The sequence below is a fragment of the Streptomyces sp. SolWspMP-5a-2 genome, assembly GCF_900091845.1.
Lineage (GTDB): Bacteria > Actinomycetota > Actinomycetes > Streptomycetales > Streptomycetaceae > Streptomyces > Streptomyces doudnae.
On the sequence record NZ_FMCI01000085.1, the window covers coordinates 45,704 to 55,288 of the forward strand.

The window sequence follows — 9,585 nt, forward strand, 5'->3', positions numbered from 1 at the left end:
TCACTTCTCCGCGAGGACCGGGGCGAGCATGGCGCGCAGGTTCTCCTCGCTGAGCGCCTGGAGGGTGCGCGCGGCGATCCGGCCCTGCCGGTCGAGGACGAGCGTGGAGGGGATGGCCTGCGGGTTGAGGGTGCCCTTCTTGAAGCGGAGCATCAGCTTGCCCGTCGGGTCGTACAGGCTGGGGTAGCTGATCCCGTACTCCTTCTCGAAGGCCCTGGCCGGTCCGGTGCCGGTGTCGCGGGTGTTGATCCCGACGAACGCGACGCCCTTGCCCTTGACGTCCTGGTAGACGGTCTCGAAGTTCTTGGCCTCGGCGCGGCAGGGCGGGCACCAGGAGCCCCAGACGTTGATGACGACGACCTTGCCCTTGTAGTCGTCGACGTCGACCCGGCCGCCGTCGACGGTCTTCCCGGAGAGGTCGGGGGCGTCGGCGCGCTCGCCCTTCGCCGCCGTCGCCACGCCGTCGGCGCCGGTGACGAAGTTGGTGTCGCCCGAGCCCCCGGACGTGCCGCCGGAACCGCAGGCGGACAGGGTCAGCGCGGCGGCCGCGGCCACAGCGCTGAGCAGGGCGGCACGGCTACGGGGCGAGCGCAGGGGGGCGCGGCGGGCGGCACTCATGTGAAAAGTTTCGCATGCCCGTTCTGGGGATCTTGCGCACCCCCCTCGCGGGCCGAAATCCGCATTTCAGGCGGCGTTCCCGGAGGACGTGGCGGTGGGGGCGCCGGCCGCGAGGAAGGTCTTCCAGCCGCCGGTGGGGGCCTGGCCGACGTCGAGGGTGCGCAGCTTGGCGAGCACCTCGGGCTTCTGGACGTCCATCCAGTCGACGAACTGCCGGAAGGAGACCAGGCGCACGTCCTCGCCCTTCTCCTTCTCCCGCGCGATGTGCTTGAAGGCCTCCTCGACGGAGTCCATGTAGATGCCGCCGTTCCACTGCTCGAAGTGGTTGCCGACGAAGAAGGGCGCGCGGTTGGTCTCGTAGGCCCGCCGGAAGCCGGAGATGTAGGCCTGCGCGGACTGCTTGCGCCAGCCCGGGTAGTTGTGGGCGGGCGCCTTGGTCGAGTTCACGGACTGGTTGGCGAGCATGTTGTAGTCCATGGAGAGCACCTCGAAGCTGTGCCCGGGGAAGGGGACCTGCTGGAGGGGCAGGTCCCAGATGCCGAGCCGCTTCACGGGCCAGGTCTGCCGGCCGCCGGGCGAGGAGGCGTCGTAGCGCCAGCCGAGGTCCTTGGCGGTGGGCAGCAGGTTGTTCTGGCCGAGCAGGCAGGGGGTGCGTCCGCCGACGAGTTCCTTCTCGTAGTCGAAGGGCAGCGACGGCAGGTCGGTCCAGCCGGTGTGGGTGCGCCACTTCGTGACGAACGCCTTGGCCTGGTCGATCTCGCTGCGCCACTGCTGGGGGGTCCAGTTGCCGACGGTGCCGTTGCCCGAGCAGAAGTGGCCGTTGAAGTGGGTGCCGATCTCGTGCCCCTCCAGCCAGGCGCGGCGCACGTTGGCGAGGGTCGCCTTGACGTGCTCGTCGGTGAGGTAGCCGATGTCGGAGGCGCCGCGCGGGTTGTTCGGCGGGTTGTACAGCCGCTTCTTCGACTCGGGGAGCAGGTACAGGCCCGAGAGGAAGAAGGTCATGTGCGCGTCGTGCTGCTTGGCCAGGTCGAGGAAGCGCGGGAAGAGTCCGTTGCCGACCTCGCCCGCGCCGTCCCAGGAGAAGACCACGAACTGCGGCGGGGTCTGGCCGGGTTCCAGCGGTTCGGGGGCGGCGGGCTGGTGGGGCTGCTTGCCGGTGAAGGAGGTGGAGCCGTCGCCGATCGGCCGCGCGGGGTGCGGGCCGCCGCTGCTGCCCGAGGGGCTGGGCCGGGATCCGGCGGCGTGGCTCGCGCCGTCGGACGACTTTTGGCCTCCGCAGGCCGAGAGGCCGACGGTCGCCGCGGCTCCCGCGCCGAGACCGAGCATTCCCCTGCGAGAGAGCGAGCGCATTGCATCCCCGATTCGTCATTTCTTGCGATGGTCACCCAGTCAGAGGAAATGACGAACGAAGAGGTTCCAGATCAGCGTGTGAATATCGTAATAAAAGTAACGAAGCCGCAAGAGACCCCGGACAGCTCACCCGCCCCACCCGTCCCACACGCCCTGGGGCGCGGGGAGGAGGCGGGACGGGTGCGGGGAGAAGGCGGGGAAAACCGCCGGACTCCGGGGAGCTGCCGGGTCCGGGTCGTTCAGGCGCCGAAGGCCTTGCCCTGCCCCGGCTGCCCCTTGACCGGCTTCGCGCCGGACAGCAGATGGGCCGGGACGAGGTCACGGGCGGGCTCGGTGTAGCCGACCGAGACGATCCGGTCGCCCTCGTAGGTGAACGTCGTCAGCGAGGCGAGCGTGCACTGCCGCTTGCGCGGGTCGTGCCACAGCCGCCGCCGCTCCACGTACGAGCGCACGATCCAGATCGGCAACTGGTGGCTGACCAGCACCGCCTCGTGGCCGCGCGCCGCGTCCCTGGCCGCCTCCAGCGCCCCGGTCATCCGGACCACCTGGTCGACGTAGGGCTCGCCCCAGGACGGCTTGAACGGGTTGACGAGGTGCTTCCAGTTCTCCGGGCGGCGCAGCGCGCCGTCCCCGACGCCGAAGGTCTTGCCCTCGAAGACGTTCTCCGCCTCGATCAGCCGCGCGTCGGTGCCGAGGTCGAGACCGTGCGCCTTGGCGATCGGGGTGGCCGTCTCCTGCGCCCGCTCCAGCGGGGAGGCGACGACGTGGGTGACGTCACGGGAGGCGAGGTGCTCGGCGACCCGCTCCGCCATCTGCCGTCCCAGCTCGGACAGGTGGTACCCGGGCAGCCGCCCGTAGAGCACCCCCTCCGGGTTGGCGACCTCGCCGTGCCGCATCACGTGGACGACGGTGATGTCCTTCTCGCTGCTCATGCTGAGGTGGCCTCCGCCGCCGCTCGGGCCGCCGCCGGGAGGGCGTCGGCGATCCGCTGCAGCGCACGCTCGTCGTGCGCCGTGGACACGAACCAGGACTCGAAGGACGAGGGCGGCAGATACACGCCCTGCGCCAGCATCGAGTGGAAGAACGCGGTGAACCGGAACGACTCCTGGGCCTTCGCGTCCTCGTAGTCGCGCACCTCGCGGTCCGTGAAGAAGACGGAGAACATGTTGGAGGCGTTCTGCACCCGGTGGGCGACGCCCTCCTTGCTCAGCGCCTCCCCGACCAGCGACCGCACCTGCGCGGAGACGGCGTCGACGACGTCGTACGCGGCCCCGTCGAGCAGCCGGAGCTGGGCCAGACCGGCCGCGGTGGCGATCGGGTTCCCCGACAGGGTGCCCGCCTGGTAGACGGGCCCGGCGGGCGCGAGGTGCGCCATGACGTCGGCCCGGCCGCCGAACGCCGCGGCCGGGAACCCGCCGCCCATGACCTTGCCGAACGTCATCAGGTCGGGCACGACGCCGTCGACCCCGAACCAGCCGGCGCGGCTGGTCCTGAACCCGGTCATGACCTCGTCGGAGACGAAGAGGGCGCCGTGCTCCGCGCAGAGGTCCTTGAGGCCCTGGTTGAAGCCGGGCAGCGGCGGCACGACCCCCATGTTGCCGGGCGACGCCTCGGTGATGACGCAGGCGATCTCGCCGGGGTGCAGCCGGAAGGCCTCCCGTACGGCGTCCAGGTCGTTGTAGGGCAGGACGATGGTGTCGCCCGCCTGGGCGCCGGTGACGCCCGGGGTGTCGGGCAGCGCGAAGGTGGCGACGCCGGAGCCCGCCGAGGCGAGCAGCGAGTCCACGTGGCCGTGGTAGCAGCCCGCGAACTTGACGACCTTGGCGCGGCGGGTGAAGCCGCGGGCGAGCCGGATCGCGGACATGGTGGCCTCGGTGCCGCTGGAGACGAGCCGGACCTGCTCGACCGGTCCGACCCGCTCGACGATCGCCTCGCCGAGGGCGACCTCGCCCTCGCCGGGGGTGCCGAAGGAGGTGCCGCGCGCGACGGCCTCCTGGACGGCGGCGATCACCTCGGGGTGCGCGTGGCCGAGGATCATCGGCCCCCAGGAGCACACCAGGTCGACGTACTCGCGCCCGTCCGCGTCGGTCAGGTACGGCCCCGTCCCGGACACCATGAAACGGGGCGTGCCGCCGACCGCGCGGAAGGCGCGCACCGGGGAGTTCACGCCCCCGGGCGTGACCACGGACGCGCGGTCGAACAGGGCCTGCGAGGCAGGCGCATCGTATGGATAGGGCAGTTCGGTCATGACCTGCGACGTCTCCGACTTCTGGGGTGTCTCGGCTTTTCCCGGGCTCCGGTGGTCTGTGGCCCTCTCAGGGTAGGCCAGGGCGCTCGGCCCGCAGGGGGCGCCGCCGATCTGCGAAACTGAGACCTGGTACACACAGCGCGGACGGCCTTCCCGTCCGTAAGAAGGGACGAGGGGCCGCTCCGGGGCTGCGAAGATCCTGCGGACAGGTGTTTCACCGCACGTTTCGGCGGGCGGCCGTGGGGGAGGTCACTGACACGATGATCGGGTTGCGCGGCGGGGGCCACGCGTCCTAGAAAAGCAGTCGGGTGGAGATATGCATCGCGGTGGCGGACTGGGCGAGGGGACCGATGACCTGGGTCCTCGACGTGCCCGGCGGGGAAGGCACCGACGCGACGCCGAGGAGGCGGCCGACGCACTCCAGGAACGCAAGGACGTGCCGGGTGAGTCGGAACGACGCGACCGACGTATGGACCGTATGGACCGTATGGATCGCAAGGACCAGAAGAACGAACGCGGGGTCGACCGTCCCGGGGCCGGGAGCAGGAATGGTGGTCGGGTGGGGGTGACCTACAAATACTTCGGTGCGCCCGACGGCGCCACCGCGGCCCGCGTCCCGATCTCGATGCGTCCCGAGGAACTCGGCGGCGACGAGCTGGGCATGAACGGCATGTTCACCAAGATCAAGCCGGAGACGATGGCCGCGATGGTCCTCACCGGCATCGAGGGCGTCCCCCTCCACAAGGTCCCGCCCCTCGAACTGGTCGTGCTGCACCCGGACTACGCGGTGGTCAAGCTGCCGATGACGGTGGTGGACCCGCTGCGCGGCATAGGCGAGGAGGCGGTGGGCGCGGCGGCGTTCATCTGGTCGACGGTCCCGGACCGCGGGGGCCCGAGAGACGCGTTCAACGTGTACCAACTCCTGCACGAATGGCAGGACTTCAGCCACCGCCTGCACGAGGCCGGGCATCAGGCGTACTGCCTGGTGTGGCCCTGACCGACGGCTGCGGCGACAGCGGGCGAGGTCTTCGGACCTCGCCCTTTTCGGTGGCGGTCGGCTCCGCCGGGGGCCGTCGGCCGGTGCGGGATCCCGCCGGACGCCCCTCCCACGCCCCTTCCACCACCAGGAGGAACCGGTGTCCCACCCCCGTCAGCCCACCCCCGAGGAACAACTCGCGGAGGCGAAGGCGCTGTTGGAGATCCCGCGCGTGGTCGCGATCTGCGGCTCCACCCGCTTCATGAGCGCGATGGCCGAGGCGGACCTGCGGGAGACCGCGGCCGGGAGGATCGTCGTCAGGCCGGGCTGCGACCTGAAGTCGCCGCACGAGCTCTGGTCCGACCCGGTCGCGGCGGAGGCGCTGAAGGTCCGGCTGGACGCTCTGCACCGCGCGAAGATCCGGCTCGCCGACGAGGTGCTGGTCGTCGGCGACCACATCGGGGACAGCACCCGGGCCGAGATCGCCTACGCCCGCTCCCTGGACAAGCCGGTGCGCTTCACCCACCCGGAGGCGGCCCCGGACGCCTGACGATTCGCCGACGCCCGGGGAGGGGGTGGGGCGGGGTGGGGCGGTGGGGATGCTGGGATTGTCGGCGCCGCTTCCCCGAAGGCGAGGGAGGCTGGCGGGAGTTGTCGGAGCAGCTCGCCGACGGCGACGGAGGTTGGCGGGAGTTGTCGGGCGCAGCTCGCCGAAGGTGACGGAAGTTGGCGGGAGTTGTCGGGCGCAGCTCGCCGAAGGTGACGGAAGTTGGCGGGAGTTGTCGGCGCCGCCCTGCGCAGGCGCGGAAGCCTGGTGACACCCCCTCAACTCACTAGCTCCGCATCCCCCTTCAGCACCCGCCGCACCGCCCCCCGGAGCCAGTGGTGGGCGCCGTCCGCCGCGTGGCGGGGGTGCCAGGCCATGCCGATGCGTACCGGGGGGAGCCGCAGCGGGATGTCCAGGAGGCGCAGGCCCAGGGTCGTGGCGTCGTCGGTGAGGGGGGACGGGGGCTCGCCCGGGAGGGACGCCGGGACCAGGCAGACCAGGTCGCTGCGGGCCGCGAGCGTCATCGCGGCCAGGTGACCCGGCAGGACCACGCTCACCCTGCGGCTCAGGCCCTGCTCGGCCAGGGCGGTGTCCAGCGGGCCGGTGAAGCGGCCCCGGCGGCTGACCGCGACGTGCTCGGCCGCCGCCAGCCCCGCCGCGGTCAGCGGCGCCCGGGTGAGCGGGTGGCCGGGGCGGACGGCCGCCGTCATGCGCAGCTCCACCAGGTCCTCGACCCGGGTCTCGGGGTCGACGTGGTCGATCGCCCCGACCTCCAGGTCGATCCGGCCCAGGCGCAGGGCCGGTCCGCCCTCCCACTCCTCGGCGCGCAGCCGGAAGGCGACGCCGGGCGCCTCCCGCCGGGCCAGTCGCAGCAGCCCCGGGGCGAGGGCCGCGCCGACCAGGTCGGCGGCCTGGAGGGTGAAGGTGGTGCGCAGGCTCGCGGGGTCGACGCCGGTGCCGGGGCTGAGCAGCGCGCCGAGCCCGCGGACCAGCGCGGCGGCCTCCTCGCGCAGGGCCTCGGCGCGCGGGGTGGGGACCATGGTCTGCCCGGCCCGCACCAGCAGCGGGTCCTGAAGGACGCGGCGCAGCCGGGCCAGGGTGCGGCTCATCGCGGCGGGCGAGGTGTGCAGCCGCGCGGCGGCGCGGGTCACGCTGTTCTCGGCCAGCAGCGCGTCAAGCGCCACCGCGAGTTGCGCGTCGATGACCGGCTCTGCGCTCTCCACCTGCATCATTCCGTTCTCGTCAATGATTGCGTGCTGAAGTTCCCATTGTGGCAACACCGCGGTCCTCCGCAGGATGAGGGGCGTACCCACCCCTTCGACCCGCGAGGTCCGCATGATCGTCATCACCGCCCCGACCGGCAACATCGGCCGTCACCTGGTTCCCCGGCTCCTGGAGTCCGCCCCGGCGGCGGGCGAGGAGCTGCGCGTCGTCGCGCGTGATCCCGCCCGGCTCCCGGACGCCGTCCGCGACCGGGTCGAGGTGGTCACCGGCTCGCACGGCGACCCCGCCGTCGTCGACCGGGCCTTCGCGGGCGCGGACGCCGTCTTCTGGCTGACGCCCCCGGACGCCTCCCGCGCCCCCGACGACGCCTACGCCGGGTTCACCCGGCCCGCCGCGCGGGCCCTGGCCGCGCACGGGGTCGGCCACGTCGTCGGGGTCTCCGCGCTGGGCCGCGGCACCCCGCTCGCCGACCGGGCCGGGCTGGTCACCGCGACGTTCGCCATGGACGACCTGATCGCGTCCACCGGGACCGCCTACCGGGCGCTGGCCAACCCGTCCTTCTTCGAGAACCTGCTGGAGGAGGCCGACTCGATCCGCGAGAAGGGCGTCTTCACCGACTCCGTCGCCGCGGACCGCAGGGCGCCGCTGGTCGCCGTCGAGGACATCGCCGCCGTCGCCGCCGGTCTGCTGCTCGACCGGTCGTGGAGCGGCACCGGGAGCGTCCCGGTCCTCGGCCCGCAGGACCTCTCCCCCGACGACCTCGCCCGCGTCATGACGGAGCAGCTCGGCCGCCCCGTCCGCTACGAACGGCTGCCGCTCGACGAGTTGTACGCGTCCCTCGTCGGGTACGGCCTCGACCCGGCGTTCGCGCGGGGCGTCGTCGACATGAAGGCGGCCAAGGACCAGGGCCTGGACGCGGGGGTGGCCCGCACGCCGGAGACCGCGTCCCCGACCGGGTTCGCGGACTGGTGCGCGCGGACCCTGCGGCCCGCGGTGCTCGACCGTGCCTGAACCCGCCCGCCGAACACGGCACTTGACCACCGACCGGAGGAGCGCCCCCGTGCCCGCCACCAGGACGGCGCCGCCCGTCACCGCGTTCATGCTCGTCAAGACCACCCCCGAATGGCTCGCGATGACCGTCGAGGAGCGGGTGGCCGCCTTCACCGGCCAGGTCGTCCCGGCTGTCAGGGCGAAGACCACCGGGGTCAGGTCCCGGTTCTACGACACGGAGTTCTACTCCGCGCGCGTCACCGACGTCTGGGTCTGGGAGGCGGACGACCACGACGCCTACCAGCTCCTCGTCGACGCCCTGCGCGAAACCCCGTTCTGGGACCGGTACTTCGAAGTCGTCGAGCTGCTGGTCGGCACCGAGAACGGGTACGCCCGCACCTACGGGGTGGACGCGGTGACGACGATCTCCACGTGACGCCGGCCGGGCGGCGGCCGTTTCACAGGCTCGTCAGCAGCCGCCGCAGCGGCACCGGCACCTCCTCCGGGGCGAGCGCCTCGGTCAGGAGGTGGCCGTAGCGGATCTTGCGGCCCTTCTTGGTACCGAGGAAGCGGCGCATCCGCTGCCGGGGCGAGCGGTCGCGCTGCGCGGGCTGGCGCACGAAGGTCCGCCAGGCCGCGAGGTCGCCCTCGGCGCCGACGATCTCCTCGACCCGGGGCACGCCGAGCGCGCGGACGAGTTCGTCCTCCAGGTCGGCCACGCAGGTGAAGAACGACCGGCCCGGCGCGTCGGCGCGGGCCAGGCCGCGGTCGTAGAAGCCGCGCTCGCGCTCGTCGCAGAGCCCGGCGAGGCGCAGCCCGAGGCCGGGCGGGCCGAGGAGGGCGGCGTAGCGGCCGATGTTCATCGCCCCGCCCATCGACAGGACGCAGACGCCCTCGGCGGCGAGGTCGCGCCCGGTGCGCGCGGCGAGCGCGTCGACGGCGGCGACGTCGCTCGGCCCCTCAAGGAGCACCGCGGTCCGCACCGGCAGCAGCCGCGCCAGCTCCCCCGCCCCGGCCCCACCCGCCACCACCTCGCCGGCACCGCCCGCCGCCCACGCGGCGACGGCGTCCCGGAACGCGTTCATGTCGGTCATGGGGGGGGATTCTGCTCCGGGGCGGGCCCGCGCCGCGCGGGGTTTTCACGGTGCCGATGCGCTGTGGGGGCGCCGCACTGGAACGGTGCACAGGGAACTGGAGCGTTCTGCGGGCGCGGGGAGTGGGAAGCGGGTCCGAATGAGGCCACCACCTACCACCGCGAGGGGTCATCCCCGCGGGCACGGGGAGTGGGCCACCGCCGGATGCCGGACCCGGCCCTGGCTGGGCTCATCCCCGCACGCGCGGGGAGCGGAGCCACTGCTCGGCAGCCGCTTCCTTGACGCGGGGCTCATCCCCGCACGCGCGGGGAGCGGATGCTGCCCTTCCTCAGTGCGCCCTTCGGGTCGGGCTCATCCCCGCACGCGCGGGGAGCGGCACTGTTCTGAGCAGGCCCGGCAGATCCGCTTGGGCTCATCCCCGCTCGCGCGGGGAGCGGTCACTCGCCGAAACTCACCTCTTAAGAGGTGAGGGCTCATCCCCGCTCGCGCGGGGAGCGGCCGGTCATGGGGAGGGGGTCTGCGCCGAGCTGGGGCTCAT

The 9,585-nt window shown here is 72.8% G+C and carries 10 protein-coding genes; 4 read left to right on the plus strand and 6 right to left on the minus strand.

Annotated elements, in window-relative coordinates; all coding sequences use genetic code 11:
- From GA0115242_RS08190 to hemL, 4 genes are all read right to left on the minus strand, one after another.
- Positions 1–618, minus strand: coding sequence for a TlpA family protein disulfide reductase (locus GA0115242_RS08190; protein ID WP_093826082.1), 618 nt, complete (start codon positions 616–618; stop codon positions 1–3).
- Positions 619–684: 66 nt separating this feature from the next.
- Positions 685–1,968: a hypothetical protein gene (locus tag GA0115242_RS08195; protein ID WP_161353036.1), complete on the minus strand. Its 1,284-nt coding sequence runs from the start codon at positions 1,966–1,968 to the stop codon at positions 685–687.
- A gap of 239 nt (positions 1,969–2,207) precedes the next feature.
- Positions 2,208–2,900: a histidine phosphatase family protein gene (locus tag GA0115242_RS08200; protein ID WP_093826085.1), complete on the minus strand. Its 693-nt coding sequence runs from the start codon at positions 2,898–2,900 to the stop codon at positions 2,208–2,210.
- Entirely contained in the window at positions 2,897–4,216 is a 1,320-nt protein-coding gene (hemL, locus tag GA0115242_RS08205) for a glutamate-1-semialdehyde 2,1-aminomutase (protein ID WP_093826087.1), read from the minus strand. Before hemL ends, GA0115242_RS08200 begins: the two co-directional genes overlap by 4 nt.
- 559 nt (positions 4,217–4,775) lie before the next feature.
- On the opposite strand from hemL, the gene GA0115242_RS08215 reads away from it, so the two are divergent.
- Both GA0115242_RS08215 and GA0115242_RS08220 read left to right on the plus strand, forming a co-directional pair.
- The gene (locus GA0115242_RS08215; protein ID WP_003992141.1) at positions 4,776–5,213 is read left to right on the plus strand and encodes a hypothetical protein; all 438 of its coding nucleotides are present in this window, start codon (positions 4,776–4,778) and stop codon (positions 5,211–5,213) included.
- Positions 5,214–5,352: 139 nt separating this feature from the next.
- Positions 5,353–5,742, plus strand: a complete 390-nt coding sequence (locus tag GA0115242_RS08220; protein WP_093826091.1) for a hypothetical protein — start codon at positions 5,353–5,355, stop codon at positions 5,740–5,742.
- A gap of 275 nt (positions 5,743–6,017) precedes the next feature.
- On the opposite strand, the gene GA0115242_RS08225 is transcribed toward GA0115242_RS08220, so the two are convergent.
- Positions 6,018–6,971, minus strand: coding sequence for a LysR family transcriptional regulator (locus GA0115242_RS08225; protein ID WP_093826096.1), 954 nt, complete (start codon positions 6,969–6,971; stop codon positions 6,018–6,020).
- A 103-nt stretch (positions 6,972–7,074) separates the two neighbouring features.
- Here GA0115242_RS08225 and GA0115242_RS08230 point away from each other — a divergent pair, with 103 nt between their 5' ends.
- Both GA0115242_RS08230 and GA0115242_RS08235 read left to right on the plus strand, forming a co-directional pair.
- On the plus strand, positions 7,075–7,974 hold the full coding sequence (locus tag GA0115242_RS08230; RefSeq protein WP_093826098.1) for an NAD(P)H-binding protein: 900 nt from the start codon (positions 7,075–7,077) through the stop codon (positions 7,972–7,974).
- 49 nt (positions 7,975–8,023) lie between these two features.
- Positions 8,024–8,389, plus strand: coding sequence for a darcynin family protein (locus tag GA0115242_RS08235; protein ID WP_093826100.1), 366 nt, complete (start codon positions 8,024–8,026; stop codon positions 8,387–8,389).
- Between the two features lie 22 nt (positions 8,390–8,411).
- On the opposite strand, the gene GA0115242_RS08240 is transcribed toward GA0115242_RS08235, so the two are convergent.
- Positions 8,412–9,047 (minus strand): TOPRIM nucleotidyl transferase/hydrolase domain-containing protein, encoded by a 636-nt coding sequence (locus GA0115242_RS08240; RefSeq protein ID WP_093826102.1) that lies wholly within the window; start codon positions 9,045–9,047, stop codon positions 8,412–8,414.
- Between the last annotated feature and the right edge of the window lie 538 nt (positions 9,048–9,585).

Coding starts and splice junctions, on each gene's coding strand:
- GA0115242_RS08190 (WP_093826082.1), bottom strand. CDS start 618: ATGAGTGCCGCCCGCCGCGCCCCCCTGCGCTCGCCCCGTAGCCGTGCC.
- GA0115242_RS08195 (WP_161353036.1), bottom strand. CDS start 1,968: ATGCGCTCGCTCTCTCGCAGGGGAATGCTCGGTCTCGGCGCGGGAGCC.
- GA0115242_RS08200 (WP_093826085.1), bottom strand. CDS start 2,900: ATGAGCAGCGAGAAGGACATCACCGTCGTCCACGTGATGCGGCACGGC.
- hemL (WP_093826087.1), bottom strand. CDS start 4,216: ATGACCGAACTGCCCTATCCATACGATGCGCCTGCCTCGCAGGCCCTG.
- GA0115242_RS08225 (WP_093826096.1), bottom strand. CDS start 6,971: ATGATGCAGGTGGAGAGCGCAGAGCCGGTCATCGACGCGCAACTCGCG.
- GA0115242_RS08230 (WP_093826098.1), top strand. CDS start 7,075: ATGATCGTCATCACCGCCCCGACCGGCAACATCGGCCGTCACCTGGTT.
- GA0115242_RS08240 (WP_093826102.1), bottom strand. CDS start 9,047: ATGACCGACATGAACGCGTTCCGGGACGCCGTCGCCGCGTGGGCGGCG.